The sequence below is a fragment of the Frankia sp. QA3 genome, assembly GCF_000262465.1.
Lineage (GTDB): Bacteria > Actinomycetota > Actinomycetes > Frankiales > Frankiaceae > Frankia.
In genome coordinates this window covers 3,725,027-3,751,834 of sequence record NZ_CM001489.1, presented here as the reverse complement: position 1 = coordinate 3,751,834, position 26,808 = coordinate 3,725,027, and the positions used below count along the sequence as shown (strand labels likewise).

Annotated in this window: 27 protein-coding genes and 1 pseudogene; 10 read left to right on the top strand and 18 right to left on the bottom strand. The window is 67.9% G+C overall.

Translation table 11 applies throughout. The annotated features are described in order from the left end of the window. The first annotated feature begins 292 nt into the window (after positions 1 to 292). Positions 293 to 1,774, top strand: a complete 1,482-nt coding sequence (gene rpsA / locus FRAQA3DRAFT_RS15440; protein WP_009739963.1) for a 30S ribosomal protein S1 — start codon at positions 293 to 295, stop codon at positions 1,772 to 1,774. Between the two features lie 87 nt (positions 1,775 to 1,861). Here the strand turns inward: rpsA and FRAQA3DRAFT_RS15435 are convergent, their stop codons facing one another. Continuing rightward, positions 1,862 to 2,044, bottom strand: a complete 183-nt coding sequence (locus FRAQA3DRAFT_RS15435) for a Trm112 family protein (protein WP_009739962.1) — start codon at positions 2,042 to 2,044, stop codon at positions 1,862 to 1,864. A 208-nt stretch (positions 2,045 to 2,252) separates the two neighbouring features. Between FRAQA3DRAFT_RS15435 and FRAQA3DRAFT_RS15430 the strand changes: the two genes are divergently transcribed. Beyond that, the gene (locus FRAQA3DRAFT_RS15430) at positions 2,253 to 2,789 is read left to right on the top strand and encodes a glutathione peroxidase (protein ID WP_009739961.1); all 537 of its coding nucleotides are present in this window, start codon (positions 2,253 to 2,255) and stop codon (positions 2,787 to 2,789) included. Between the two features lie 105 nt (positions 2,790 to 2,894). Here FRAQA3DRAFT_RS15430 and FRAQA3DRAFT_RS15425 read toward each other — a convergent pair whose 3' ends face one another. From FRAQA3DRAFT_RS15425 to FRAQA3DRAFT_RS15410, 4 genes are all read right to left on the bottom strand, one after another. Next, the gene (locus FRAQA3DRAFT_RS15425; protein ID WP_009739960.1) at positions 2,895 to 3,140 is read right to left on the bottom strand and encodes a hypothetical protein; all 246 of its coding nucleotides are present in this window, start codon (positions 3,138 to 3,140) and stop codon (positions 2,895 to 2,897) included. Positions 3,141 to 3,211: 71 nt separating this feature from the next. After that, positions 3,212 to 4,117: a transglutaminase family protein gene (locus tag FRAQA3DRAFT_RS15420; protein ID WP_009739959.1), complete on the bottom strand. Its 906-nt coding sequence runs from the start codon at positions 4,115 to 4,117 to the stop codon at positions 3,212 to 3,214. An 8-nt stretch (positions 4,118 to 4,125) separates the two neighbouring features. After that, positions 4,126 to 4,809 carry a DUF5994 family protein gene (locus FRAQA3DRAFT_RS37300; RefSeq protein WP_009739958.1) on the bottom strand — a complete coding sequence of 228 codons (684 nt, stop codon included), beginning with the start codon at positions 4,807 to 4,809 and terminating at the stop codon, positions 4,126 to 4,128. A gap of 125 nt (positions 4,810 to 4,934) precedes the next feature. Further along, the gene (locus FRAQA3DRAFT_RS15410) at positions 4,935 to 5,297 is read right to left on the bottom strand and encodes a hypothetical protein (protein WP_157467383.1); all 363 of its coding nucleotides are present in this window, start codon (positions 5,295 to 5,297) and stop codon (positions 4,935 to 4,937) included. Between the two features lie 26 nt (positions 5,298 to 5,323). Here FRAQA3DRAFT_RS15410 and FRAQA3DRAFT_RS15405 point away from each other — a divergent pair. Further along, positions 5,324 to 6,001 (top strand): annotated as a pseudogene (locus tag FRAQA3DRAFT_RS15405) (GlxA family transcriptional regulator); the annotation flags it as partial. Positions 6,002 to 6,087: 86 nt separating this feature from the next. Here the strand turns inward: FRAQA3DRAFT_RS15405 and FRAQA3DRAFT_RS15400 are convergent. Continuing rightward, positions 6,088 to 6,624 (bottom strand): DUF1772 domain-containing protein, encoded by a 537-nt coding sequence (locus FRAQA3DRAFT_RS15400; RefSeq protein ID WP_009739957.1) that lies wholly within the window; start codon positions 6,622 to 6,624, stop codon positions 6,088 to 6,090. A 139-nt stretch (positions 6,625 to 6,763) separates the two neighbouring features. Here FRAQA3DRAFT_RS15400 and FRAQA3DRAFT_RS15395 point away from each other — a divergent pair, with 139 nt between their 5' ends. The 5 genes from FRAQA3DRAFT_RS15395 (at position 6,764) to FRAQA3DRAFT_RS15380 (ending at position 12,271) form a co-directional block, all read left to right on the top strand. Then, the gene (locus tag FRAQA3DRAFT_RS15395; protein WP_009739956.1) at positions 6,764 to 7,693 is read left to right on the top strand and encodes an AraC family transcriptional regulator; all 930 of its coding nucleotides are present in this window, start codon (positions 6,764 to 6,766) and stop codon (positions 7,691 to 7,693) included. Between the two features lie 155 nt (positions 7,694 to 7,848). Further along, entirely contained in the window at positions 7,849 to 9,576 is a 1,728-nt protein-coding gene (lysS, locus tag FRAQA3DRAFT_RS15390) for a lysine--tRNA ligase (RefSeq protein WP_009739955.1), read from the top strand. Positions 9,577 to 9,705: 129 nt separating this feature from the next. Next, complete coding sequence (locus tag FRAQA3DRAFT_RS37295; RefSeq protein ID WP_232292067.1) at positions 9,706 to 9,849, top strand: hypothetical protein; 144 nt, start codon at positions 9,706 to 9,708, stop codon at positions 9,847 to 9,849. 744 nt (positions 9,850 to 10,593) lie between these two features. Then, a complete protein-coding gene (locus tag FRAQA3DRAFT_RS15385) occupies positions 10,594 to 11,664 on the top strand; it encodes a sensor histidine kinase (RefSeq protein ID WP_009739954.1) in 1,071 nt (356 codons plus the stop codon). Further along, on the top strand, positions 11,645 to 12,271 hold the full coding sequence (locus tag FRAQA3DRAFT_RS15380; RefSeq protein WP_009739953.1) for a response regulator transcription factor: 627 nt from the start codon (positions 11,645 to 11,647) through the stop codon (positions 12,269 to 12,271). Before FRAQA3DRAFT_RS15385 ends, FRAQA3DRAFT_RS15380 begins: the two co-directional genes overlap by 20 nt. Positions 12,272 to 12,357: 86 nt before the next feature. On the opposite strand, the gene FRAQA3DRAFT_RS15375 is transcribed toward FRAQA3DRAFT_RS15380, so the two are convergent. Next, entirely contained in the window at positions 12,358 to 12,660 is a 303-nt protein-coding gene (locus FRAQA3DRAFT_RS15375) for a hypothetical protein (protein ID WP_009739952.1), read from the bottom strand. A gap of 34 nt (positions 12,661 to 12,694) precedes the next feature. After that, on the bottom strand, positions 12,695 to 14,431 hold the full coding sequence (locus tag FRAQA3DRAFT_RS15370) for an MFS transporter (protein ID WP_009739951.1): 1,737 nt from the start codon (positions 14,429 to 14,431) through the stop codon (positions 12,695 to 12,697). Between the two features lie 67 nt (positions 14,432 to 14,498). Between FRAQA3DRAFT_RS15370 and FRAQA3DRAFT_RS15365 the strand changes: the two genes are divergently transcribed. After that, positions 14,499 to 14,984 (top strand): MarR family winged helix-turn-helix transcriptional regulator, encoded by a 486-nt coding sequence (locus FRAQA3DRAFT_RS15365; protein WP_035922965.1) that lies wholly within the window; start codon positions 14,499 to 14,501, stop codon positions 14,982 to 14,984. A 555-nt stretch (positions 14,985 to 15,539) separates the two neighbouring features. Here FRAQA3DRAFT_RS15365 and FRAQA3DRAFT_RS15360 read toward each other — a convergent pair. The 7 genes from FRAQA3DRAFT_RS15360 to FRAQA3DRAFT_RS15330 are packed head-to-tail and all read right to left on the bottom strand — an operon-like array spanning position 15,540 to position 22,412. After that, positions 15,540 to 16,688, bottom strand: a complete 1,149-nt coding sequence (locus FRAQA3DRAFT_RS15360) for a S9 family peptidase (RefSeq protein ID WP_198287095.1) — start codon at positions 16,686 to 16,688, stop codon at positions 15,540 to 15,542. After that, entirely contained in the window at positions 16,681 to 18,228 is a 1,548-nt protein-coding gene (locus FRAQA3DRAFT_RS15355) for a class I adenylate-forming enzyme family protein (protein WP_009739948.1), read from the bottom strand. Before FRAQA3DRAFT_RS15355 ends, FRAQA3DRAFT_RS15360 begins: the two co-directional genes overlap by 8 nt. Beyond that, positions 18,225 to 19,178: an aromatase/cyclase gene (locus tag FRAQA3DRAFT_RS15350; protein ID WP_009739947.1), complete on the bottom strand. Its 954-nt coding sequence runs from the start codon at positions 19,176 to 19,178 to the stop codon at positions 18,225 to 18,227. The genes FRAQA3DRAFT_RS15355 and FRAQA3DRAFT_RS15350 overlap by 4 nt, the downstream gene beginning before the upstream one ends. Then, positions 19,175 to 19,432 carry an acyl carrier protein gene (locus tag FRAQA3DRAFT_RS15345; protein ID WP_009739946.1) on the bottom strand — a complete coding sequence of 86 codons (258 nt, stop codon included), beginning with the start codon at positions 19,430 to 19,432 and terminating at the stop codon, positions 19,175 to 19,177. Before FRAQA3DRAFT_RS15345 ends, FRAQA3DRAFT_RS15350 begins: the two co-directional genes overlap by 4 nt. A gap of 45 nt (positions 19,433 to 19,477) precedes the next feature. Continuing rightward, positions 19,478 to 20,704, bottom strand: coding sequence for a ketosynthase chain-length factor (locus FRAQA3DRAFT_RS15340; protein WP_009739945.1), 1,227 nt, complete (start codon positions 20,702 to 20,704; stop codon positions 19,478 to 19,480). Further along, the gene (locus FRAQA3DRAFT_RS15335) at positions 20,701 to 21,969 is read right to left on the bottom strand and encodes a beta-ketoacyl synthase (RefSeq protein WP_009739944.1); all 1,269 of its coding nucleotides are present in this window, start codon (positions 21,967 to 21,969) and stop codon (positions 20,701 to 20,703) included. The genes FRAQA3DRAFT_RS15340 and FRAQA3DRAFT_RS15335 overlap by 4 nt, the downstream gene beginning before the upstream one ends. Before the next feature lie 17 nt (positions 21,970 to 21,986). Further along, positions 21,987 to 22,412 carry a nuclear transport factor 2 family protein gene (locus tag FRAQA3DRAFT_RS15330; protein WP_009739943.1) on the bottom strand — a complete coding sequence of 142 codons (426 nt, stop codon included), beginning with the start codon at positions 22,410 to 22,412 and terminating at the stop codon, positions 21,987 to 21,989. Positions 22,413 to 22,558: 146 nt separating this feature from the next. On the opposite strand from FRAQA3DRAFT_RS15330, the gene fabG reads away from it, so the two are divergent. Then, positions 22,559 to 23,359 carry a 3-oxoacyl-ACP reductase FabG gene (gene fabG / locus FRAQA3DRAFT_RS15325; protein ID WP_009739942.1) on the top strand — a complete coding sequence of 267 codons (801 nt, stop codon included), beginning with the start codon at positions 22,559 to 22,561 and terminating at the stop codon, positions 23,357 to 23,359. On the opposite strand, the gene FRAQA3DRAFT_RS15320 is transcribed toward fabG, so the two are convergent. Genes FRAQA3DRAFT_RS15320 through FRAQA3DRAFT_RS15310 form a run of 3 tightly spaced genes read right to left on the bottom strand, consistent with a single transcriptional unit; the run spans position 23,360 to position 26,724 of the window. Continuing rightward, the gene (locus tag FRAQA3DRAFT_RS15320) at positions 23,360 to 24,505 is read right to left on the bottom strand and encodes an acyl-CoA dehydrogenase (RefSeq protein WP_009739941.1); all 1,146 of its coding nucleotides are present in this window, start codon (positions 24,503 to 24,505) and stop codon (positions 23,360 to 23,362) included. Between the two features lie 18 nt (positions 24,506 to 24,523). After that, the gene (locus tag FRAQA3DRAFT_RS15315; protein ID WP_198287094.1) at positions 24,524 to 24,988 is read right to left on the bottom strand and encodes a flavin reductase family protein; all 465 of its coding nucleotides are present in this window, start codon (positions 24,986 to 24,988) and stop codon (positions 24,524 to 24,526) included. A 56-nt stretch (positions 24,989 to 25,044) separates the two neighbouring features. After that, positions 25,045 to 26,724 (bottom strand): NAD(P)/FAD-dependent oxidoreductase, encoded by a 1,680-nt coding sequence (locus FRAQA3DRAFT_RS15310; RefSeq protein WP_198287093.1) that lies wholly within the window; start codon positions 26,722 to 26,724, stop codon positions 25,045 to 25,047. Positions 26,725 to 26,808 lie beyond the last annotated feature (84 nt).

Below are 26,808 nucleotides of genomic sequence, written 5' to 3'. Positions count from 1 at the left end.
GTGGCGGCGCGGCGGCACATAGCTACATATGGCCGCCTTGTGTCTGCGTAGCGTGACCGCAGTCGCGGGTCGCGAGCGTCTGGGTGCCGACTCCCGTTGACCACTCCGGACACCCATCCCTAGACTTGGGTCTGTGCACGAGGGTCCGTGGGTCTCAGACCGAGCGGATCCACTCGAGCGTCGCTATCGGTTCTGACAGTTTCTTCGTTTTTTGGCGTTGTCTCTGTCCCTCGGTCCCGGCGGTTCGATCCGGCCCTCGCGCGGACGACCACCCCTAGTCGGAGCCGACCCCTTGACGAGCACCACCGACGTACGACCCGTGGAGACCGTGACCACCGCGCAGAGCCCGACCACACCACAGGTAGCGGTCAACGACATCGGCTCGGCCGAAGACTTCCTCGCGGCAGTCGACAAGACGATCAAGTTCTTCAACGATGGGGACATCGTCGACGGCATCATCGTCAAGGTTGATCGCGACGAGGTGCTCCTCGACATCGGTTACAAGACCGAGGGCGTGATCCCGTCCCGAGAACTGTCGATCAAGCACGATGTCGACCCGCACGAGGTCGTGAGTGTCGGCGACCACGTCGAGGCCCTTGTCCTCCAGAAGGAGGACAAAGAAGGCCGCCTGATCCTGTCCAAGAAGCGCGCCCAGTACGAGCGCGCCTGGGGCACGATCGAGAAGCTCAAGGACGAGGACGGCGTCGTCACCGGCACCGTCATCGAGGTTGTCAAGGGTGGTCTCATCCTCGACATCGGCCTCCGTGGCTTCCTGCCGGCTTCCCTCGTGGAGATGCGCCGAGTCCGCGACCTGCAGCCCTACGTGGGGCGTGAGCTCGAAGCCAAGATCATCGAGCTCGACAAGAACCGCAACAACGTCGTGCTCTCGCGGCGGGCATGGCTGGAGCAGACCCAGAGTGAGGTCCGCTCCGAGTTCCTCGCCCAGCTGGCCAAGGGCCAGATCCGCAAGGGCGTCGTCAGCTCGATCGTCAACTTCGGTGCCTTCGTGGACCTCGGTGGCGTCGACGGGCTGGTGCACGTCTCGGAGCTGTCCTGGAAGCACATCGACCACCCGTCCGAGGTGGTCGAGGTCGGCCAGGAGGTCACCGTCGAGGTTCTCGACGTCGACCTTGATCGCGAGCGGGTCTCGCTGTCGCTGAAGGCGACGCAGGAGGACCCGTGGCGTCAGTTCGCCCGCACTCACGCGATCGGCCAGGTCGTTCCCGGCCGGGTCACGAAGCTGGTGCCGTTCGGTGCGTTCGTCCGGGTGGACGAGGGCATCGAGGGTCTGGTCCACATCTCCGAGCTGGCCGAGCGGCACGTGGAGATTCCGGAGCAGGTCGTCAACGTCGGTGACGAGATCCTGGTCAAGGTGATCGACATCGACCTCGACCGGCGTCGGATCAGCCTGTCGCTCAAGCAGGCGAACGAGGCGTCGGGGCTGGCCGTCGACGGCGAGGCGTTCGACCCGAGCCAGTACGGCATGGAAGCCAAGTACGACGAGCAGGGCAACTACGTCTACCCCGAGGGCTTCGACCCGGAGACCGGGGAGTGGCTGGAAGGCTACGAGGAGCAGCAGGCGGAGTGGGAGCGGCAGTACGCCGAGGCCCAGGCCCGCTTCGAGGCGCATCAGGTCCAGATCCGGGCCGCGCAGGAGGCAGACGCCGCGGCGGCCGCCCCCTCCTCCTACACCTCCTCCCAGTCCGACCAGCCTGCGTCGGCGATCGACGAGGAAGCGCTGCGTCGCCTGCGGGAGCAGTTCGGCCGGGAGTAGGCGACCCTGCCACGTGCGTGACAGCGGGGCCCGAGGAATTCTCCTCGGGCCCCGCTGTCGTGTGTCCTGGTGCGGGAGATCCGCCGGTCAGCGCTGGGCGCGGGCCACGGCGGGGTCGACGTGATCCGGCCGCAGCAGGATCGGGACCTCGTCGCGGATCTCGTAGCGGTGGCCGAGCCGCGGGTTGACCAGCCAGCCGTCGACCAGCTCCAGTGGCCCCTTGTCGACCGGGCAGGCAAGAATCTTCAGCAGGTCGGGTTCGATGCTCATGTCGGGCGTTCCTGTTCGTTCGTCGCCATCGGTCGCTGCCGTCGGACCCTATGAGCATCCCAGACGGCCGCCCGCGTCCAGCCGGCGCGCAATTACGCACCCGACATGGTGACATAAAGGCATGAGACGGAGTAGCGTCGGGATTGTTCAGCGGCCGAACCATCGGCTGTGAGGTTCGCCGATCACCGTAACGAGAGTCAGGTTGATCATGACTGTCCACGATTTCACCGTCGACGCCCCCGACGGCAACACCCGCTCGCTGGGCGACTACGCCGGCCAGACGCTGCTGATCGTCAATGTTGCCAGCAAGTGCGGCCTGACGCCGCAGTACGAGGGGCTCGAGTCGCTCTACCAGGACCTGCACGGTCGCGGCCTGGAGATCCTCGGCTTCCCGTGCAACCAGTTCGGTGGCCAGGAGCCGGGCACCGACGAGGAGATCCAGGCCTTCTGCTCGACCAACTTCAACGTCACCTTCCCGGTGCTGAGCAAGGTCGAGGTGAACGGCGACGGCGCCGCGCCGCTGTTCAAGTACCTGCGCGCGGAGGCGCCCGGGGACTTCGGGCCCGAGGCCGGTTTCCTCTACGAGCACGTCTCGAAGACCCGGCCCGAGGCGCTCGGCACCGACGAGGTCAAGTGGAACTTCACCAAGTTCCTCGTCGACGGCGACGGCAACGTCGTCCGCCGTTACGAGCCGACGGTCACCCCTGAGGAGATCCGCAAGGACCTCGACGCCATCCTCGCCTAGCCGCCGCGTCGGCGGCCCGGTACCGGCCTCCGGCCGGTGGGCGGCCGTTTCGCCGCCCCGGCGCGGGCAACGCGTCGCCGGGGCGGCCAGCCCGGTCGGGCCCGGTCAGGTCCGATCGAGCTGGGCGGCGAGGTACACGATGTCCTCGGTGTTACCGCTGGCGAGGACCGCGTGTACCTCGCGGTAGGCCGCGCGGAACTCTTCGAGTACCGCGCTGACGCCCGCGGCGTCCACCGGTTCACCGATCTCGACCGCGGCATTGGCGAGACGGCGGATGCCGCGGCTGGCCCGCTGGGCGGTGAGCAGATGAAATGCGATCTCGTCCAGGCGGGCGGTGTCAGTGTCACTCATGGCGGACTTCCATTCCTTCGGTCCTTGGCAGGGGCGGGGTGCTCCGGCGGTCGGCTCCGACGGGCGGGGGGTCAACCGAGTCTGGCCTCGACCCGGTGGTCGTCGGTCGGAAGGAGCCCGGTCACCGTGGCGGTGACCTCGACCGACCGCAGGGTGGCGATGCCGCCCAGGACGGTGGCGAACGCGGTGTCGGCGGCGTCCCGGCCGGTCGCGATCCGGATCAGGCCACCCCGGGGAACCCGCCGGGTGGGATCGTGGACGTGCCATGCGCCGTCGGTCCAGGCCTCGAAGACGGCGTGGAAGTCCATCGGGGTCAGCCCGGGTGCGTAGACCGCGGTGAACCTCGCGGGTATCCCCAGCGCCCGGCAGAGGGTGACGCCCAGGTGGGCGAAGTCGCGGCACACCCCCTGCCCGGTGAGCAGGGTGTCCTCGGCGGTGTCATGGACCGTGCTGGAGCCGGCGACGTAGCCGATCCGGTGGTGGATCCAGTCCGCGATGGCATCCACCCGGGGCCGGCCCTGGGGTAGAGCGCCGAACTCGGCCACAGCGAGTCCGACGACATGGTCGGAGGGGCAGTAACGGCTCGGGCGCAGATAGGTCAGCCGTTGCAGATCGAGCGGTTCGTCGCCCGCGGCCCCGTCCGGGATCGGCGCGGCGCGGGGGCGGGGGCGGGGGCGGTCGAGATGTGCCCGGTAGGACGCCGTGAACAGGCCCCGGGGCGCCCGCAGTAGATGGATCCGCCCGCCGTGCGGCGCGGCCAGCTCGACCGGCGGGGCGAGGGCGGTTCCCCCCGTCGCCAGGTCCAGGCGTTCCTCGTGCGTGCGGCCTCCGCGTTCGGCGGCGGCGATCTGCAACGCGATGTCGGCGGGTTCCTGGACGTCGAAGGCCAGGTCACAGGTGACCACGCGGCCCGGGTCGTCGTCACCGGCCGGCCTGGGCGTCTCCCGGCCGGCCGAGGCGGTGGTGTCGTTCGTCATGCCCACGGTCAGGGCGACGCCGAGGGCGCCGGAGACGATTCCGGCACCGCGGCGCCGGTCGATCCGCCGTGGTCCGTCGCGGTCTCGGCGCCGGCCTGCCGCAGGACCTCGCCGGGCGAGCCGGTCAACCCGCCGGCCGCGGCCGATCGGAGCACCGCCGGGGCCGCTTCGGGCGCGGCCCCGGGCGGGATCACGAGCAGCCGGAGCGAGGACCGGCCTCCGTTGCTGCCGCCGCCCGCGGTGACCACCCGCGGGTCGAGGGTTCGAAACCAGTTCACCCGTGCCCGGGGCAGCCCGGGCCCCTCAGCCAGGCCGGGTATCGCCGTCCAGGCGTCGCCGTTCACCGAGACCCGGCGGATGTTCTCGTCGGCGGTCGCCAGCGCGGTGAGAAGGCCGGACAGCTCATCGGCCAGCCGCATCGTCCGAGGCCACCAACCGCCGTCGAACGATCCCTGGCCGCGGGCCGGGGACAACGACAGACGGGGCGCGCCTGCGCCGCCCGGCTCGGGGGCCGGTGCGGCCAGACGACGGTCGACATCCGGGGTACGCCGTCCGCCCGACGCGGGTGAACGGGCCAAGGCGCGTGCCCTGTCCGTGACCGCCAGGGGGGATGCGGTCGGAGCGCCACCGTCGTCGTCGAACCGGGCGAAATCGGCACGATCGGCAGGAAGGACCTTCAGGCTCGTCGTCATGACGGCCGCCTAACTCCGATGACGATGACCACCGGATGGCTGCGACCGGTAGCTGGGTCGGCCTTCTGGTCGACGCTCGCGATACACCCGATCAGCGACCATGCTACGCCCGATCGCCACACTGACTACCGGCTCGCCTCCGGCAGCACCGACGGCGTGCCGGGGCGGCCGCTGCCGGGCCCGTGGCCGGCGATCTCGGCCAGCGCGACGGCGAGCCGCCGGGACAGCTCGCGTACCGACAGCGGCACGCTCGGCGCGTGCCAGACCCGACCCCAGGCGCGCTCGTCCCGGCTGATCGCGACCAGGGCGCGGGCGACGTCGCCGACGTAGGCCCAGCTGTGCGCGGCGTCCGGATCACCCTCGCCGGGCGGGCGCACCCGCGGCAGCCCTTCGGACGCCAGATGTCCGGAGGTTCCCGCCATGATCAGGTCGGGTCGCGGTTCGACGGTGATGATGGCAACCATGCCCGCGGTCGCCACCACCCCCATCCGGCCCACCGCACCCGTCCCACCCGGCGCTCGCCGGCCGGCGGATCGCCTCGATCTGCACCGGCGCGTTCGTCCTGGCCCAGGCCGGCCTGCTCGACGGCCGGCAGGCGACCACGTACTGGGTGCAGGCCGGGGCGTTGAGCAGCCGCTTCCCCGCCGTCGACGTCCGCGCGGACGTGCTGTTCGTCGAGGACGGCCAGATCGTGACCTCGGCCGGGCTCGCCGCGGGCATCGACCTGTGCCTACACCTGGTGCGCAGCGACTACGGCAGCGCGGTCGCGAACGCGGCGGCCCGCCTCGCGGTGGCGGCCCCCGTGCGCGCCGGCGACCAGACCCAGCTCGTCCCGACCCCGCTGCCCGGCCCGGATGGCGCCGGTCTGGCCCGCACCCGGGACTGGGCGCTGGCGCGTCTCGACGAGCCACTCACCCTCGCCGACCTCGCCGCGCACGCGCACGTCAGCGAGCGGACGCTCGGGCGGCGCTTCCGGGCGCAGACGGGCCTCAGCCCGCTGCAGTGGCTGCTGCACCAGCGCGTCGAGCGGGCTCGCGAGCTGCTGGAGACCACCGACCTGCCGATGGATCACGTCGCCCGGCGCAGCGGGCTGGGCTCGGCCGACTCGCTGCGCCAGCACCTGCTGCGCCGCACCGGGCTCACCCCGACGGCCTACCGCACCGCCTTCGCCCGCCCAGGCGGCGCGGCCTGAGCCGCCCGTGCCGGGGCCGCGGGGGTTCCCGTGCGCGCGCTGGGAAGCCCGGGTCGCCCGCGGCATGGCGCGGGGACGGCACCGGGTCAGCGGGGCAGGCCCAGCGGGACGATGCGGGCCGGGGCCGCGGCCACCGCACGGTCCCCGACCCGCACCGCGATGACGAGGACGACCGCGCCGGCGACCGAGAGCAGCGTCCGGACGTGGTTCCACACCGTCCAGTCGCTCGCGTACCGCAGCCAGGATCCGGCCGCGCCGGCGGCGGCCGGGTCCACCCGGGCGAGGGTGTCGTTGTGCGGCACGTGGTAGGCGATCGTCATTAGCACCCCGAGCAGGTAGAGCACGGCTCCGGCGAGGCGGTACCAGGCGCCCGGCCCGTGCGGGTCACGCACCGACATCACGCCGAGCATGACGCAGGCGGCGGCCGTGCCGAACATGACCAGCATGAAGGCGGCCGTCGGGGCCTGCCGGTTGACGCTCTGCATCGCGGCGAGCCCCTGGTCCGGCGGCAGCCGGCGCAGCGCCGTCATGACGAAGGCGGAGAAGGCGAAGAACACCCCGCCCACGACCGCCGCCCCGACGGCGGTGATCAGCGTGAGCGTGGGCAGAACCCTGGAGGTCATGGGCCGTCCTGTTCAACGGGAAGCTGTCGTGATCCAGTGAAATGCGCGCGATCGGGACGAGCCATGGCCCCGACGCTCATCTGCATACGCGAGCGTCCATCCAGCCCGGCGAGCGTCGGCCGCCGTTACGATCTCCGGCATGGACGCGCTCGCCGGGCTGCTGGACGGCCCACGGGCGCGGGGGGCCTTCCTGCTGCGCACGACGATGAATCCGCCCTGGTCGATGCGCATCCAGGACGAGGCCCCGCTGGCCATCGTCGCGGTCGTGCGCGGCCATGCCTGGGTGATCCCCGACGACCGGCCCGCGGTGCGCCTGGCCGCCGGGGACGTCATCGTCATCCGCGGGCCCGACCCGTACCTTGTGGCCGACGATCCGGCGACCCCGGCGCAGATCGTCATCCATCCCGGCCAGATCTGCACCACCCCGGCCGGGAAGAGCCTGGACCTGTCGATGGACCTCGGGACGCGGGCCTGGGGGAACAGCCGTGGCGGCGCGGCCGAGCTGGTGACCGGCGTCTACCAGTTGCGCACCGAGGTCAGCCGCCGGCTGCTGACCGCGCTGCCGGCGCTCGCCGTGGTCCGGGCCGGTGACTGGGATTCCCCGCTCGTCGACCTGCTCGCCCGCGAGATCGGCCGGGACGATCCCGGCCAGGAGATCGTCCTGGACCGGCTGCTCGACCTGCTCGTCGTCGCGGTCGTGCGCACCTGGTTCGCCCAGGCGGAGGCGGACGTCCCGGCGTGGTGGCGAGCGAACGACGACCCGGTCGTGGGCCGGGCGCTGCGCCTGTTGCATCACACGCCCCAACACCCGTGGACGGTCGCGGAACTCGCCGCGGCCTGCGGGGCCTCCCGGGCAACCTTCGCCCGCCGGTTCACCGACCTGGTCGGCGAGCCTCCGATCGCCTACCTCACCGGCTGGCGCCTGGCGCTGGCCGCCGACCTGCTGCGCGAACCGGACGCCTCCGTCGGATCGGTGGCCCGCCGCGTCGGCTACGGCAGCCCGTTCGCGCTGAGCACCGCCTTTCGCCGCCATTACGGCGTCAGCCCCCGCGAGCACCGCGCCCGGTGACGCGGCCGGGCGGTGACACCACCGTGATGGCGTGCCCTCGGATCAGCCGGGCCGGCGTGGCGGCGAGCGGGGGAGTCCATGCCCCGACCGTTAGGGTTGTTGTCAAGGGTTCGACGTCGGGATGTGGTGGGACTGTGGTTGATCGCCGGGACTGGATGACCAAGGCCGCGGACGAAGCGATCGAGCGGGCGCAGCGGCGCCCGGGCAACGGGAAGGTCGTCTGCGCGTCCGGGATCAGCCCGTCGGGGCCCATTCACCTCGGCAACCTGCGGGAGATCCTCGTCCCGCACCTCGTCGCCGAGGAAATCCGCTCCCGTGGGGTGCCCTGCGAGCACATCCTGTCCTGGGACGACTACGACCGGCTGCGCAAGGTGCCCGCCGGGGTGCCCGCCGACTTCGCCGAGCATGTCGGCCGGCCGCTGACCGCCGTTCCTGACCCGTGGGGCGAGTTCCCGAGCTGGGCGGAGCGGTTCAAGGCGCCGTTCCGGGACGCGCTGCGCCGCCTCGGCATCGAGGTCCGCGAGATCAGCCAGACCGAGATGTACCGCTCGGGCGCCTACGTCGACGGCATCTCCCGGGCGATCGCCGCCGCCCCCGCCATCGACGGCATCCTCGGCCGCTATCGCACGCTCCAACCGTCGCCCGCTGCCGCTGCCCCGGCGGGGGACCCCGCGCCGGCCGACGTCGACGTCGCCGCGGACGAGGGCGCCGCCGACGACGAGGGTTCGGCTTCGGCGGGGGCCTACTTTCCGTTCCGGCCCTACTGTGACGTCTGCGGCCGGGACACGACGGCGGTGTCGGCCTTCGACCCGGCTGCCGGTCAGGGCGACTACTCCTGCTCCGCCTGCGCCAACCGGGGCCGGTTCGACGTGCGGGGGCCGGCGACCGGAAAGCTGGTGTGGAAGGTCGACTGGCCGATGCGCTGGGCGTTCGAGAACGTCGCCTTCGAGGCCGGCGGGGTGGACCACTCCTCGCCGGGGTCGAGCTTCACCGTCGGCGGTCAGATCGTCCGGGAGGTGTTCGGCGGCGAGCCGCCGGTGTACCTGCCGTACTCCTTCGTCGGGGTCCGCGGGCGGGCGAAGCTCTCCGGGTCCGCCGGCGGCGCCCCCACCCCCGCCGACGCCCTGCAGATCCTGGAACCGGCGATCGTTCGCTGGCTCTACGCCCGGCGCCGCCCGAACCAGGCCATCACCGTCGACTTCGGGCCGGAGGTGCTGCGCGTCTATGACGAGTGGGACGCGCTGAACCGCCGGGTCGACGACGGCGCGGCCGAGCCCGCGGAGGCGACCGTGGCGGCGCGTTCGCGGGGCACCGCCGGGCACGGCCCGGTCGACGCGCCGCGCACCGTGTTCCCCTTCCGGCTGCTGTCGTCGATCTGCGACATCACCGCCGACGACCCGACCCAGATCCTGCGGATCCTGCGCCAGGCCCGCGGCACCGATGCGCCCGGCGGGAGCGGAGCCGACGGCACGCCGGGTGCGTCGTTCACGCTCGACGACCTCCAGCCGCGGCTGGACTGCGCCCGGGTCTGGACCCGCGAGCACGTGCCCGCCGAGCAGCGCACCATCGTGCGGACCGAGCCGGACCGGGCGACGCTGGCGGCGCTGAGCGCCGACGAGACGAAGGCCATCGCCATCCTCGTCGACGGTCTCGAGGAGGACTGGTCGCTGAACGGGCTCACCGCGCTGACCTACGCCGTGCCGAAGCTGCTGCGCGGGCTGCCCGCCGACGCGCCGGCCACCACCGAGCTCAAGCAGGCCCAGCGCGCGTTCTTCGTCCTGGTCTACCGCCTGCTGGTCGGCCGCGACACCGGCCCGCGCCTGCCCACCCTGCTGCTCGCGGTCGGCCCCGAGCGGATCAGGTCACTGCTCACCGGCGCCTAGACGCAATCTCACGACACTGCTCGGCCCCGCCGACGAAACCGCCAACGACCAGCTCAAAACCCACCTGCGCGGACCCGGCCGGGTACTGCGCTCCCGGCTGCCTGACCTCGCCCACAAGGAAATCTGGGCGTGGCTGCTCGTGCACCACGCCCTGGCGGTCTGGTCGCCCGCGCCGCCGAAGCCGCCGACATCGACCCCGACCGGGTCAGCTACACCCGCCCCGTCCGCCTGGCCCGCCGCACCGCCACCGGTACGGCGGACATTCCCCCCTGAGGACTGGCACGCCGCGCTGCCCGCCATCCACGCCGAACTCACCGCCCGGCTCGTCCCACCCCGCCGTCACCGCACCTGTCCACGGGCGATCAAACGCGGCCGCCGCAACGCTTACCACGTCAAGAGACCCGGCCCGCCTCCGTTTGCCACCCGGGCCCGCCACAGTCCGCCTCTACCCACTGAACCCCCGAACAGCATGATCAAAATATGCTAAACGGCATTGGGTTATGATGGCGCTTATCACGTCTGCATGGCCGGGATCACCGTGGAGGGCACCTGGCCGGGGACGGTGCGTCCGGTCGTCGTATTAGGGTTGCCGCGAGCCTTCTTCGGCAGACACCTCGAAAACCTTGATTACCCCGACCAGTCCGGGCTCGCTATGCTGTCCGGTTCCCTGGCTGAACGGTTTTACCAGGCGCTGCTCTACCAGGCGCTGCGCGGAAGGATGTCGCCCGGTTGCCGCCCAAGGATGTGTCGCGATGGCTGGTCGATCTGTTGCTCCGCAACCTGGCGCAGGTGCGCCGGTGCGTCCCGGAGGCACTTGTCGTGTTCGCGACACCGGTCGGCGGTGGGCATTTACCCAGCTCAGCGGCCCGTCAGAGCGAAGCGTGAATGGATGCTACGTAGAATGGTGACATTGACCGATCGTGCTGCTATGCTCAGCATATTGAGTGGCCATCCTGCTGTGCTCGTCTTAAGGATACTTTGTATCTACGGGAACTACTAGGTCATGGGAGGATTGAGGTGGCGGTTGGCGATTATCTTTCCCCCTCTTTCTTTCTGGATGCAAATCGAGAATCCATACTCGACGAGCTCCAGATCAGACTGCATAGCAGTGGAAGCAGGATACTGGACGATCCGACCACGGCCGGTGCATTCATTGAGAGAGCATCACGTGCGCTGACCGAGACCATAGAAGATCTGCGCCGTGCCGCCAACACCCCACCGATCCCACATCCTCGGCTGCGCACCAGCGAAGCGATCGTCGTGAGCGTACCCGAACTGATCACCGCCGCCAACCTGCTTTTCGACGTGACACTAGACGCGGTCGCCGTGGAACTGTCCGGGACGTCGGAGGGGGCCCGCTTGATGGCCGATGTTGCCAGGGCTCTCCAACGCAGTCTGCTGACCATGGTCCGAGAAGGAGCCCTCGCCAACCGGAGCCTCCTACTTCAAGAGGTCTACATGGCGCAGATGGTGGAACGGCGACGGATCTCCCGTGAACTCCACGATTCCATCGGCCACAGCGTCAGCATCGCGAATCATAGTCTGGATCTCTACCGCACTTATCTCGACAGGGAACCGATCAAAGCCGCAGAGAAGATCAAGAACGCACACGACGCGATCCGGTGTGCCATGGCCGGCATTCGGGGTACCACCAGAGGCCTGCGGGCCGAAGCAGCCGTCGAACAACTCGAGTCGACGCTCCGCTCCTATATCGAGGAGGTGTGCCCCGACGACGTCGATGTTAGAATTTCGGTTCGGGGTGACGAGGAGAAGATGCCGGGCTATGTGTTAAACGAGATATTTCTCGTCATTCGCGAAGCGCTGAAAAATTCTTTCAAGCACGCCCGGGCAAGACTGATCCGAGTCGACGTGGTCATCAATGACAAACTGCTCGAAGCCTCCGTCGTCGATGACGGAATCGGGTTCGAGATATCGACACTCGATAGCCCTGGAGGTATCGAGTCCCTCCGTGAGCGGGTTGCGCTCCTCGGCGGCGACACCATTATTCGTAGTTACCCCCAGAAGGGTACTACGGTGACGATCTCCGTTCCCGTCCCCGGGGTCTCCGGTGCAGACCTTGGCCGATAGACCGTTCTCCATCGTCGTGGCCGACGATCACGTGCTCTTCCGTGACGGCCTGTGCGAGCTTCTCAATGTCGACGACCTCGTCGTGACCGGCGCCGTGGGCTCGGCCTACGAACTCTTCACGCTGATCCGCCGGAACCCCCCGGACCTCGTTCTGCTCGACGTTGAGATACCCGGCGAAGACGTCATAGCCACCGTCGAGAAGCTGGCCGCAGACTTCCCCAAAGTGAGAATCCTGATCCTCAGCATGTATGACGACCCGCGAGTGGTGTGGCGGCTGCTGTCCCTGGGAGTCCACGGTTACCTGCTGAAGACCGTCAGTAGAGTCGACCTGCTCTCGGCGGTGCGCGCAGTCCGCGACGACGACGCGCGGATCATCCTGTCGATCTCGCGGGAGAGCCTCTCCACGATGCCCACGAGACCGTCCGGGCGGCTCTCAGCGCGCGAGCAGGAGATCATCGTCCTGGTATCGCAAGCCATGAGCAACGCCCAGATAGCCCGGCGCCTCGCGATCACCGAGGGGACCGTCAAACGGCATCTGCGTAACATCTACAGGAAACTGGGGGCGGTCTCGCGTATCGATGCCGTCAACAAGGCCGGCGGGACGTAAGTTTCCGCAACAGCTCTGCGCGCCACCGCGGCGTGAGCCCGACAAGAATAAACATGAATTCTTGCCGGGCTCACGCGGTCGCTAGCCTAGAGTTGGCGCAGTTGTGGGACGATCTCATCGCGCACGTGTTCTTGGACGGTCTGCATCGGCACTCGTCGAGCTTCGAGTACCACGGTTCCGTGTGGGGCCGCGTGCCGCTTGACGGGCGGGCGTGACGCGAACTCCACCCCGCTGCCCACCAGCACCGCGGCGAACTGCCCGGTGTCGAGTAGCGCGAAGGCCTCCTCGTCCCGAGTCACGCCGATAGCCTGAAACCCGTTCTCTGTGATGATCGCGATCGATGCGTCAACCAGATGACGCTCGCGACCGAGAACCAGTACATTCGTCACTTTCGGTACACCTCTTCCGGGTCTTCTTGGCGGCCTACGTTGTCACCGGATTGGGTTCGGAATCTATCAGGGGGTTCGCCATCCGTGCGTGCTTGGGCAGCGCCAGGAAGCCGAGACTCACGATGACAAGGATCCCGCTGATGAGGAGCAACACGCCACTGAACGCGTAGGAGAAGTTCTTCGCATTGGCGCGGGCGGCGGCGTCGGTGAACGCGGCGGCCGTGCGCCCGTCCGCTCCAGTCGTGCTGCAGCTCGCCGGGACAACGGTCGGATCGATGGACGAAGATCGTTTCTGCACGCAGGTGCGGAAGCTCGCGAGGGTCTCGTCCTGCGCCTGTGTAGAGACACCGACAGCATTCAGTTCAGCCCGCAAGCCAGGCGCCACCGCATCGGTGCCGCGGCTGGAACTGTGGCCGAGCAGTGTGAAGAACACGACACCGACAAGCGCCACGCCGAGGGCTAGGCCGAGCTGCTGAACGGTGTTGAGCAGGCCCGAAGCGTTGCCAGCTTCGCGGCCGCGGACCTGGCCGAGGAGTAGATCCAGGGTGGGCGCGACGACCATTCCCCAGCCGATCCCGGACACCACGTGCACGGGGATGATCTGCCAAGAGCTGAGGCTGGGACCATAATGCCATGCCAGCCAGGCGAATGCCAGGAAGCCCGCGGCGTTGAGAAGCGCACCGACTACCAGGACGGTGCGGCCGAACTTCGGGACGAGTTTGTTGGGCGCATTGCCAGCGCCAATCCCGACGCCGATGGCGAAGGTTGCGGCGGTCAGGCCGGCGTGCAGCGGAGTCCAGCCGAGACCTTCCTGTAGGAAAAGTGTCCATACGAAGAAGAACCCACCTACTGCGATCCAGAACAGCCACCACATGCCCATGCCGACGGAGAACGGGCGGGAGCGGAACACATCGAATTCGACCAGCGCGGAACCCACGGTGGCGATCCGGCGCCGTTCGAAAGCGATGAACACTCCGAGCAGCACGGCCGCGCCGGCCACCATCGCGAAGATCCACGCGGGCCACCCCAGACGACGGCCTTCGGTGAGCGGGTACACCAGCAGCGTCACCGCGGCAAGTGCGAGCAGCATCCCGATCACGTCGAGCTTCGGTTTCTGGGGCGAGCGGGATTCGCGGATGAGGAACGCTCCGGCGATCAGCGCGGCAATGCCGATGGGGACATTGACGAGGAAGATCGGGCGCCACTGCCAGCCGAACAGGTTCCACTGCACGATCACGCCGCCCAGCGCCAGCCCGAACACGGCCGAGGAGCCGGTCACCCCGCCGAAAATGGCCACGGCCTTCGCGCGTTCGTTCTGGGGAAAAGTCACGCGGAGGATTGCGAGGATCTGGGGCACCATCAGGCCGGCCGCCGCGCCTTGCGCGAACCGGGCGGTGATGAGCATGCCAGGGTTGACCGATACCCCGCAGAACAAGGAGGCGATCGTGAACCCGGCCATGCCGATGGCGAACACACGCTTTCGTCCATAGATGTCGCCGAGCCGTCCGCTCAGGATCAGCAATGCGGCGAAGGACAGCACATAGGCTGCCACGACCCACTCGATCTGGGCGTATTCGGCGTGGAGGTCGCGTTGGATGCTCGGCACGGCGACGTTGACGATGGTCGAGTCGACCAAGTCGATGAACCCGGCCACCAGGACGATCCCGAAGGCGAGCCAGCGTCGCGGGTCCGGGAGGGTGTCGTCTCCCACCTCTCCCACGTCTCCCACGTCTCGCGGCGGCGCGGCCGGTGAAGAGATCTCATGAGCCATGCCGACTAGTATGCATCTAGGATGACTATCACGCAAGGTGATAATCCAGATCGGGTACCATGAGGGCATGGGATCGCAGCCTCTGTTCGAGCACCCCGCCTGCCTCATCACCCAGCTGGATGTCCACGTGCAGGAGCAGCTCATCGCGCAACTGGCGCCGCTGGGCATCCACCCACGCCATTTCGGTGTGCTCAGCCTGCTCATCGAGCAGGATGGCCTCAGCCAGCACCAGCTGAGCGCGCCGCTGAGCGTCCACCGCAACGTCATGGTCGGCCTGGTCGACGACATGGAGCGGCGTGGCCTCGTGGACCGCCAGCCGCACCCCACCGACCGCCGTGCCCACGCCGTGCGCCTGCTGCCAGCCGGTCGCCAGCTGCATGCTGAAGCCGAAGCCTTGGTGAGCGAGTTCGAAGCCAAGCTGCTCGGCGGGTTGGATGCGGCCGAGGCGAGGGCGTTCACCTCGCTGCTGATGCGCGTCTGCGAAAACGCCGGCCTTTACCACGACATTCACCCTGGCCTGAGGGCCAGCTCCGGCGAATCGCTGTCCGTCTGATCTGACCGGCGCGCAGTGGGCGCTGGTCGAGCGCTGCTGTCGACACCGTCGGCCGTCGGGAGAAGCACGACCGCCGGGACCTGGTCGACGCGATCCTCTAGCCTCGATCTTTCGCCTGGTGGCTGGGTCGGTTTGCAGGGTCGAAGCCGCGGCAGGCGATCGCCAGGCCGGACGGGCGGTGGCCGCGGGGGTCCCGTTCTCCTGGGTGACCGCGGAGGAGACCTACGGGCAGGCCAGGTACCTGCTGGTCTGGCGCGAAAAGCACGGCCTGCCCTATATATGTTGGCCACGAAGCGCAACGATGAGCTGGTCATCACGACCATGGGCCGGGCCAGAGCGGACGAGGTGGTCGCCGCGCTGGCCGCCCAGCGGGGTGCCGGATCTCGGCCCTTCGTCCAGGCCTGGTCATGCTGGCGGCGATGCCGCCAACACCAGGCCCGATGTTGCCACCACCGGCGACGTCGACCCTCACAAGGGCCGTTGCAGTACCGAGTCAGGGCATGTTGAAGTGGTGGGTGCCACCTCGCCTTGTCGGCGGACACGGCCCGGGTGGCGTCAGGGACGGTCGGCGAGGCGATCCGCGACCCAGTCCGCAGCTTCCAGAGTGTAGGCGTTGATGACGTTCAGGCTGGTGTGCGCCTCGCGCGGGTGCACTTCAAGTCGGTGCCGCGATCCCCACGCTTGATCGAGATCGGCCAGTGCCTCGACCGGAAAGATATCGTCGAGAGCGCCGTGAATGCTCAAGATCTCTGTCGCCGGCGCGGGACCCGGTTCCAACGCGAGCTCATCGAAGCGGGGCTGAAGATCCACCTCGCTGTCCACCTGGAAGGCGAACCGGAAGTTGTCCTTCAGTCGACGTGGGAGACCGTTGAACTTCCCGATGCTCGGACCTCCGCCGAAATTGATGACGCATCGGAATGAGCCCCCCAGAGCGCGCGCGACCCGAAGCGCGAGATAACCTCCGAAACTGATCCCGACGAAACCCAGACGGTCGACGGCGATTCCAGGCTCGGCACCCAGCTGCTCCACGAGGTCGGCGACCACCTCTTCCATCGTGATCCGCAGCGGCGTCTGCCCGAGTTGGATCCCCTGGCCGGGGCCCTCGAACAGGACCGCGACGATGCCGCGGTCGAGGTACGCCTCGGCCAGCGCCATCATTTCGACCTCCGTCGCCGAGTCCATGCCGTTGGAGAGCACCACTGCCGGCAGCGGTCGCCGAGCATCGCGCATGGCCGGCGTGGTCAGCAGCCAGTACGGCACCTCGGGACGGTCTGGGCTCGCGGGCAAGCGCCGCTGGGCGACACGGAGATCAGTGCCGTCGAGACTACGCATGAAGCACTCCCGGATCCGCTGCCTCAGCCGGTGCTTCAGATCCGCGTCATCGAAGTACTGGAACTCCGCCCAGTGATAGCATGCCGCCGCACTCCGCATCGCGCGCGACCGACCCGCCGCCGTACTCGAGCGTTCGGCGAGCTCCACGTAGCCGTCGGCCTGCACCGTCCACCGCTCGCGCCAGACGTTCCAGAAGGGCGCCGATCCCAGATCCAGGTCATCGGCCGGGAATCCGTCCAGCGCCGCCGCGATATCACCCCAGTGCACCTGTGGGGCGTAACGCCCGTTGAGGAAGAGCAACCTCGGAAACAAGTAACCGAGTGCGCTATAGACGTATTCGGGGACCCGCAGCCGGCTCACGGCGTCAGTCACGGCCGTCACCAGTCAGCTCGACCACTGCGGCGTGATCGATCCCCTTGGCTACCTCGCCTCGCATGATCTTGCCGTTCGCGCTCCTGGGGAATGGGCTCGCCGTCGCGTAAACGAAGTCGGGCCACTTCTCCCGGGCCAGGCTGCGCTCGAGTTCGCCGGCCACGGTGCTCCGTACCGTATCGGGACTTTGCGCGCCGATGGGCCCGCACAGGCACGCCACCGGGCGCTCGTGGGGCATCCTGGATCCAGGCAGGCCGACCAGAACCACTTCATCGACCCCCTGCATGCCACCCAGCACCGCCTCTATCTCCTCGGGGTAGATGCGATGGCCGTTCTCACTCAACAGCACCCCCGAGCTGCGTCCCTTCAGAACGAGGTCGCCCTCAGGGCTCCACTCCGCCAGATCGCCGGTGCGCAGCCACTCCCCGGGCGGCTGGATCGTGCCGTCGGCGACATCCACGTAGCCTTCCATCACCGCGGCACCGCGGACCAGGATCTCGCCGACACCGTCCGGGTGGCCGGCTACCGGGACGAGCCGCACCTCGAGGGTGTCGTCGGGGCGACCGATGCAGTAGATATGCTTCGCATAACGGCGGTCCGTGTGCCCCGCTTCATCCAGGAAGCAGAACGGCCCATAGGTTTCGGTGAGGCCGTATCCCTGGATCCAGTCGCACGGAATAAGCTCCCGGCCCTGCTCCAACACCGCGTGGGGAACGGCCGCTCCGCCGTACGACACCACGCGGAGGCACGAGAGATCGTGGCCGCCGGTGGCGACCGCGGCCACGAACTGCTTGAGCGCTACCGGCCGCAGCGCAAGGTGGGTAGCCCGATGGGCCGCCACCTGGGCATGCCAGTGCGCCGGATTCGGATCTTCGGGGAACACGACCGTGGCATCGTGCAGCAGTGCCCCGAACGAGTTGATGACACCCGTGGTGTTGTTCATCAGACCCGTCATGAATATGCGCGCGTCCGGGCTGTATCCCATCATCCGCGTGACGCTGGCCATCCTCGCGCAGATATGCGCCTCGCTGATGCTGATGGCCTTCGGCCTGCCTGTGGTCCCGCTCGTGAACAGGACGAGGAAGTTGACGATGGGAGCAGGGTAGTCGATCTCAACTTCGCGGTCCGGGCTGTCGCCCGGCGGGAATGGTAGCTCGACGACGCTGGGGCAGCGATCGCGCAGGACGTCGAGGCCCGAACGGTCGCGCTTCTGGTGGATGACGACATCAGGCCGCGCATTCTCCGCAATGGACAACCATTCCGGCAGAGCCGCCGCCTGCAGGCCATACGGCATCATCAGATGAAGACCTAGCGCGCTCGCCGCCGCAAGAAAGAATACAGCCTCCGGGCCGTGATCGAGCAGCGCCAGCACCCGGTCTCCCTGACCGAGCCCGTTGCTCCGCAAATCCATCAGGCATCGTGCCACCTCGTTGCGGACCTGCCGTCGAGTGAAGACGCGAGTACCCGCAACCATGCACGGGCTCTCGGTATCGGCGCCCTGCGCCAGGACGATGCTGACCAGCTTTCCTGGCTCGGTCATGCCCGATGCACCGCCGACGAGGCGAATCTGCCAGCCGCTTCCATGGTGGCGCGGCTGTTGGCACCGAGCGCATCGCGCACGTACGCACCCGCTTGATCCAGCGTCGTCCCGGGACCGAGGACACGCTCCACGGCGGCGGGAGCCACGGCCACCATGTGTCGCGAGGTGATCGCCACATCGGCGTCGACCTGCTCGAACTCCCAGATTCCGCTGTGTCCTGAAAGCAGGGCAGGCAGCACCGTCTGCTTGTAGGCGATCTGCCGGAGCGGGAAGCACAGCCGGACCGAGGAGGTGGTGTGCGCGCTGCCGTCCGAGGTGATCGTCTCCATCTCCATCTCCTGCACACTGCCGGGCTGCTCGTGCAGGCTTACCCGCAGCACATGCGGGAGGCGCTCCGGCCAGAGGTCCGATCGGTAGATGAAGTCGTATGCCTCGCCCAGCGCGACTCTAGGCAGCTCAATGCGATCACTGAAGCCGAATACGAACTGGTCCGGCGGGTGCCCGAGTGCAGCGACCTCTCCGAGAGCAGCGAGCTCCTGAATGCTGTTGCGGTCAACCGCCTCGGCGATCCAGTCCAAGGCCGCGGGTTCCTGCGCGACTGCCGAGAAGCTGTGTGCCAGGACGATACGCGTCCGGCCATCGCCGGCGGGGAGGAACGACCATTCTCCGGACATCGCGGCTATCGGCGCCGCACTGCGTTCCTGCTGGAAGGCGATCCGGAGGCCGGACGAATCGAGCAGCCGGCGCGAGGTCCACGACTTCACCTCGCCGTTCGTGTGGGCCCAGATTTCGATTCGCTCGTTGTCGCCGACCATTTCGAGCTGGCGGGCGTGGATGCACGGACCGAGGATTACCGGCCACCGACTGACGTCAGCGACCAGCGCATACAGCCGGTCCGCCGGGGCCTCTACCACCCTGCTGTGTTCCATTCGGCGGGTAAGTGTGCTCATGACTGCGTCGCAGCCTGTGCCGCCTGGACGATCGCGGCCAGTTCGCGGGGTGTCTTGGCCGCGATGAGAGGCTCGTCGGGAATCCGCACACCATAGTCGCGTTCGATCGTCGCGGCAGACTCCAGGAGCGCCAGCGACTCGTACCCGAGGTCGTCGAAACTGGTGTCGGCGAAGTCGTTCTCCGCGACCTCGACCTCGGGAGCGCCGGCGCTGGCAATCAGAATAAGGCGTATCTCGTCGATGGTGATGTTCATCGTGTCTCCTGGGAGAGGTTGGTCACGGTGGCAATGGTCCGCTGCTCAGTGCGAGTGCTCCCAGGCGCGGACAACTACTGCCGAATTGAATCCCCACAGCCCTCGGGCCAGCACGAGTGCGGTGCGGACATCACGATCTCGGGGCGTCCCGTAGACCACGTCGACGCCGTACTCGTCGGGGACCTCGCTGGTTCCGGCGACCGGCGGGATCACACCATCCCTGATGGACAGCAGAGCGCTCGCCACGTCGAGTGGCCCACCGCCGGAATAGGTCCGACCGGACGCTGCCTTCGGAGCTGTCACCGGCACACCACGCGGGCCGAAGACCTCCCGGATTGCGGCCGCCTCCGCCCGGTCCAACTCGGGGATCCCGACGGCGTCGGCGAAGATGACGTCGACCGCATCGGGGCCTATCCGGGCATCGGTTAAAGCGGATTCGATGGCTCGACGCAGCGCCGGGGGCCTGCCCAGCCCAGGCGCGGGGTCGAAGGCGCTGGCGTATCCGGCGATCTCGCCGTAGATGCGCGGCGCTGCGCGGCGCTGCGCGGCCTCGGCGTCCTCGAGCACCAGCAGCGCGCCACCCTCGCCCGGGACGAAGCCGTTGGCATCCCGGTCGAAGGGCAGGTATGCGTTGGTCGGATCCTCTCGGTCGCTGAGCCGGGCACTCGCGATCTGCGATACCCAACCCCATGGGTCGAAGGCCGAGTCCACCCCTCCGGTCACCACGAGCGGCGTGCCGCGCCGCACCGTACGCCGTGCGTGCCCGATCGCGTCCAGCCCCCCCGCCTGCTCCGCCACCAGCGCGCTGCTGGGGCCTCGCATGCCGTGCCGTATCGAGATCTGGCCGGTGTTGACCGCGTAGAACCAGGCGAAGGACTCATAGACGCTCACCGCCTGCGACCCCTCGGTCCACAGTTTGCGGAATTCGCGATGGGTGAACTCGAATCCGCCGAGCGCGTTCGCAGTCACCACGCCCATTTCGTAGTCCACCAGGCTCTCCGCGTCGATCTGGGCGTCAGCCAGGGCCCAGGCGGCGGCGACCAGCGCCAGACGGGTCGACACGTCGGTCTGCCGCAGCAGCCGGGCGGACAGGTGCTCGGCTGCGTCGAAGTCCTGGATCTCCCCGGCCAGCCGCACGGGATAGCGGGTCGCATCGAAGCGTGAGATCTCGCCGATTCCGTGCCGGCCCTTGACCGTGGAGTCCCAGTACGCCTCCGTCCCCAAGCCGTTGGACGCGAGCGCGCCGATTCCGGTGATTACCGTGGCTGTCATGCCTTCTCCGACGTAGGGCGCTGCAACACCATGGCGGTCTGGAAGCCGCCGAACCCGCTGCCGACCGTCAAAACAGTGTTTACGTCCATTTCGCGCGCAGTGAGCGGCACATAGTCCAGATCGCATTCGGGGTCCGGTTCGTGCAGGTTCGCCGTCGGCGGCACGACACCGTGCTCGATCGCGAGCGCGCAGGCGGCAATCTCCACGGAGCCGATGGCACCGAGCGAATGGCCGACCATCGATTTGATCGAGCTGACCGGCGTCCGATAGGCGTGCTGGCCAAGGGCCCGCTTGAACGCCGCGGTCTCGTGCCGGTCGTTCTGCTTAGTTCCCGAGCCGTGGGCGTTGATGTAATCAATAGTGGTGTTTTCGATTCGGGCAAGGTCCAACGCCACTCGGATCGCCTCGGCCAGCTCCCTGCCGTCGGGCTTCAAGCCAGTCATGTGATAGGCATTGCAGCGCGTCGCGTACCCGCTCACCTCCGCGTAGACGCGCGCGCCACGGCGACGCGCGGACTCGAGGTTCTCCAGCACAAACATGGCCGCGCCCTCGGCGAGCACGAAACCGCTGCGAGAGCTGTCAAACGGTCTGGAGGCGGTCTCCGGCTCGTCGTTGCGCGGCGTCGTCGCCTTGATCGCATCGAAACACGCGACGACGATGGGTGTGACCGGCGTGTCGGCGGCGCCAGCGACCATCACATCCGCGGCCCCCTCCTGGATGAGCTGCCAGGCGTGCCCCACGGCATCCAGCCCCGAGGTGCAGCCATTGGAGACCATTGACACCGGCCCCTCCGCGCCGATCTTCCACGCCACCTCGGCCGGCATCACACTCGGGGCCAGGTAATCGAACATGTGCGGTGACAACCAGTTGTCCTCGACCAGCCAGTTTCTGCCCGTGTCGGACAGGACGAGGTATTCACGTTCCAGACTGGTGGCGGCGGCCACCGCGCTTCCGAGAGTGACCCCGGTCCGCGCCGGATCCAGTCCGGCGAAATCCAGCCCGCTGTCTTGCACCGCTTCCTGCGCGCACACCACGGCGAACTGGGTCGCCCGGTCCATGCGCCGGATCTCCCGCTGGCTCAAGCCCTCCCAGACCGGATCGAAGTCGGCCTCACCGGCGATCTGCGACCGATACGGGGACGGGTCGAAAAACGTGATCCGCCGCGTCGCGGTCCGCCCCTGAGTGAGCAGATCCCAGAACGCCTTGGCGCCGCGGCCACCCGGGGCACGCACGCCGATTCCGGTGATCACAACACGTCGGCTCATACCACTCAACATTCCTCTCAGACCCCGTCGTAGTCGATGAGGCGCTCTTGATTGCGAAGCTGTCCGTCCTCTCGGACCAGAACATCGTGCACCACACAGCTACGCACCATTCCCGGGTCGGCACCCGGCCGCGTGGTCAACACCAACGCATAGGCGGTGCAGCGGAGCTTCCCGTCTTGCTGCGGCTCCATGTCGACCATCGTGAACATGTGCCGACGCTGCTGCGGGTCCGCATCGAGCCGCTTGCGCAGCTCATAGAGGTCGGACAGGATCGCCGTCCGGGTCCGGGTCGGCTCCCGGCCGGGCGTGTGGCCGAAGACCGCATCTGCGGTGAAGGAATCGGCGTAGACCTCCAGCTTTCCCCCGTCCAGCGCCTGCATCTGGCGCGCGTAGTACTGGAGTACCTCTGCATACAATCCGACATCGACGCGAGCCGTGTCCATTATCTTGAACTCCTTCGCGCGGACTTTGATGTGACCAGTCTCCGGGGCCGACCAAGAGGCGCGGTCGAGGCGGCCTCAAAACAGTCCGCGGGCGTCCTGTAGCTGGCCTCGACCTGGGCGCGAGGTGGGGGAGCGACCGTGGAGGCATGACACCTCTCACACGCACTGACACGCCGCAGCGGGTGGCCTTGGTCACCGGCGCGACGAGCGGTATCGGTCACGAGATCGCCCTGACGCTCGCTCGGCAGGGACTCGCGGTATATGTGTGCGCGCGGACGGACAAGGCGCTGACCGAAACCATCAAGGCGCTTCGCGGCGACGGGCTCGACGTCGATGGCAGTACCTGCGATGTCACCTCACCCGGGCAGGTCCGCGCCCTCGTCCAGGCTGCGGTCGACCGCTACGGCCGCATCGACGTCCTTGTCAACAATGCTGGTCGTCCAGGCGGCGGTGCGACCGCCGACATCGCCGACGAGCTGTGGTTCGAGGTTATCAACACTAATCTCAACAGTGTCTTTCTGGTGACGAAGGCGGTCCTGACCATCGGCGGCATGCTGGAACGCGGAACTGGCCGCGTCATCAATATCGCCTCCACCGGCGGCAAGCAGGGAGTGATCCACGCGGCCCCATACACCGCCTCCAAACACGGCGTGGTCGGCTTTACCAAGTCGCTGGGGCTGGAACTGGCCAGGACGGAAATCACCGTGAACGCCGTGTGCCCCGGCTTCGTGGAGACGCCGATGGCCGAGCGAGTGCGCGAGCACTACGCCGGGATCTGGGAAGTCGACGAGGACGAAGCGCACAACCGCATCACCGGCCGAGTTCCCATCGGACGTTACGTGGAGCCGCACGAAGTGGCGGCCATGGTCACCTACCTCGTCGGTGACGGCGCCGCCGCCGTCACCGCGCAGGCGATGAATGTCTGCGGTGGGCTCGGCAACTACTGATCAAGCTTTCAGTAGTTGGTCGACATAGGTCCGCGCAGCGGGCTCGAACTGGAGCGCCACATGTGTCGAGATGGAGGTGACGTCCCGCCAGACGCGCTGCATAACGCCAGAGGTCGACTGTCCACGCGTGCCGGCCTGACGGATCAGTCGGTCCACGGCGGTTACCGCCAGGTCTACGGCCAGCGAACAGTCGCGCAGGTTGCGCGCCGTATCCAGGGGGCTCGTGGCGGCCCCTTGGTCGGCGACCTCCGCTGCTCGGTCGAGCAGGAGCTTCGCAGCATCCGCCTCACCCGAGGCACGCGCGAGCGCGATCTCCGCTGAGGCGCGGATGCCCTGCACGCCGGTCGTCCCCGGGAGCGGTTGCGCGTTGCCGACCTTCTCGGCGAAATATGCCGAGAAGGTCCGTGCCATCCCTAGCGCGGCGCCGACCGCGGGGGCGGCGAACATCAGTCCATTGACGGCCTGCAGAGGAACGCGATAGCAGTTCGCTACGGCGGCCACAGCATCGCGGGCTCGCCCGGCGAACAGGTCCGCCCGGTCGAATGCGCGGTGCTCCGGGATGAACACTTCGTCCAGCACAAGGGTGTTGCTCCCGGTCGCCTGCATGCCGACACTGAACCAGGTGTCCTCGATGCCGTACGCGGATCGTGGCACCGCGAACAGCTTCGCCTCGGTCGCCGCGTCGGAGTGCACCATGCCGCCCACCAGAGCCCAATCCGAATACCCGATGGCGCTGATGTAGGGCCAGCGTCCGGAAAGCAGCCATCCGCCGGCACACGCCCGCGCCGTGCCGAGCGGTGTTGCCGATCCCACGAGCACCGTGTCGGGACCCGAGGCCCAGACCTCGTTCTGTCCGTCTTCGGGTAGGAAGGCTCCAGCCATCCGAGCGATGCTGGCGATCAGCGATGCGCACCAGGAGCTCGCTGGACACTCCTCGGCGATTACGCTGACCGCGCTGATCAGCTCGGCGAAGGATCCCTCCCTCCCGCCGAGCCCGATGGGGGTGAAGTGCCGGGCAAAGCCCGCCTCCACCACGGCCGCCATGACGGAGGGGTCTACTTCGCGGCGGCGCTCCGCGGCGTCGGCACAGCGGCCCGCGATCGCGGCGACCTCGACCGCGGCAGTGGGTAGCCCGGCGGTGGACATGCGCGTCCTCCTGCTGTTCTAGGAACTGACCAGCAACTGGTGGTAGTTGTTGCGAAAGAAGGCGAGCGGCTCGTCGTCGCGTTGCACAGCCAGCTCGAGGACCTCGCCGATGATGATTACATGATCGCCGGCGTAAACCTCGCGCTCCACGCGACACTCGAGATAGGCGAGCGCCGTGCTCAGGATCGGCACACCTGTGATTCCTTCCCGAGTGTCCACCTCAACGAGCCGACGGGTATGGCGACTGGCGAAGGCCCGGCAGATGTCCTCCTGGTCCGCGGCGAGAATATTGACCGCGAACGCGCCCGTCCGCTTGAGCGCCAGTAGCTCGCTCGATTCGTTCTGTATGCAGATTAGGATCAGCGGCGGGTCCAGGGACACCGAGGTGAACGAGTTCACCGTCAAACCGGACACAGGGCTGGTCGTTCCGCTCGTCACCACCGCGACGCCCGTCGCGAAGTTTCCGCAGACGCTGCGGAACATCCGTGGGTCCACTCGCATGGAATCCGTCCGATCCATGCCCCTGGGGGCATGCGTGTTCACGCGGCACCGTCAAGAAGCCGGTCGATGAACAGCCCCTGCATTCCCTCCGAAATCTCATCCGCCTGGGCGAGGGTCAGGAGCACGTCGCCGGCGAAGAGCCCGTTGGTCTGCCAGTCGTCAGGCCTCAAGCTAACGGCATAGGGGTTCACCGGTACAGCGGGGTCCGGGCGCGGATTCAAGTTGCGAGCGGCCCTGTGGAAGATCCCGACGGCGAGCGCCTCGGCGATGCGCACGTTGCGCGCGATGGCCGAGCTGAGCTCGTCGTCGTCATAGTCGAGGACGAGCGCCGTGTGACTCTCGCGGATCGCCTTGGCCGGGACGTACGCCTGCGCGGGGCCAGGCGTCTCCACCTGCTCAAGCAGGTGCCAGTCGCGGAAGATCTGCTGCACTCGGTCGTTGATCGCGTAGAAGCGCTCGATGTCGTTGCGCACCCGCTGGAGAAACTCGTAATCCACGAACTTGTTCTTGACGAACAGCAGCACGACACCGACATGGTTCAGCATGGCGTCCCAGCAGAGCTTCGGGACCATCACCACGGGATTGCCGAATGCCGGGTAGTGGTCTTCGATCTTCGAGAGCACGAACTCGAAGGTCCGGAGGTGGAAGTCGTTGTAGTACTCGACTCGCTCGCCGATCTCCAGGCCAGCGAGATCCCGCGTGATGAGATCGGTGGTGACGGAGTTGCCGTAACCGATCATGTCGGATCCGGGGGAGTAGAACGCGTCGGCGAACGCACCCGCCTCGCCAACCAGCGTCCACCGGTCCTGGGAGTACACGCGGTCGACACCGAAGGCGAAGTCCTGCACGGTGAGGAAGTCCGCGACGCTGTCCACTCGCGAGGACACGACCTCCGCTAGTTGAGGCTCGTGCCTGCGCAGCCAGTCGAGCACATGGTCGAAGTCGCTGATCTCCGCATAGGGGTGGAGGCGCGGATCGGCGCAGATCCCGATGCTGATGTGGTCGGAACCCAGCGGGATCAGCCAGACCCAGTACCCGGGGCCCATGAGGTGGTTCGTGCTGAACTGGCGGATGCCGACCTTGCGCATCCGACCCATCCACGTGGGATTGTCCGCTCCCCACTGCTCGAGGTCGATTCCACCGGCCAGGCGGAACCACGATGCGTCGATCGTGTGCGCGACCTCGCGTCCGATGCCGAGCTTGCGCTTGATGACGCCCGCTCGACCGGCGGCGTCGACCAGCCATCGGCTGTCAATGCTGCGTTCCGCTCCCCCCTGTGTGAAGGAGATGGAATGGTTTGCCGTCGGCCGCAGTGTCACGTCCCGCACAGCGCAGCCTTGCCGCAGATCGACGCCCGCAGCGAGCACGAGGCGGGTCAGCTCGTTCTCGAAGCGGCCGCGATCTATCTGATAGTTGTCGTGCGCCGGGAAGTCGGCCGGTCCCAGCTCGATCCGGCGCGTGATATCGCCGTTGTCGCCCGCAGGCTGGAAGAATCGCAACCCGTTCTTCTTCAGATGGAACTTGTCCAGATGCTCCTTCATGCCGACGACCTCGGCGAAGTAGTGCGCGCCCGCGGGGACCGTCGACTCGCCGACCTTGAACGCGGCCTCCGGCGCCAGCCCTTCCCGCTTGTCCAACACCACGATGCTCGTCTCGGGGCGTGCCTGCTTGAGCTGGATCGCGAGCGTTAGACCCGCAAGACCGCCGCCGAGGATCACGACATCTGAACTACTCTGACCGACCATCATTCCTCCCGCTGATTGGGTAACGAAGCCAGTATGGATGGGGCACCTCGGGGCCCG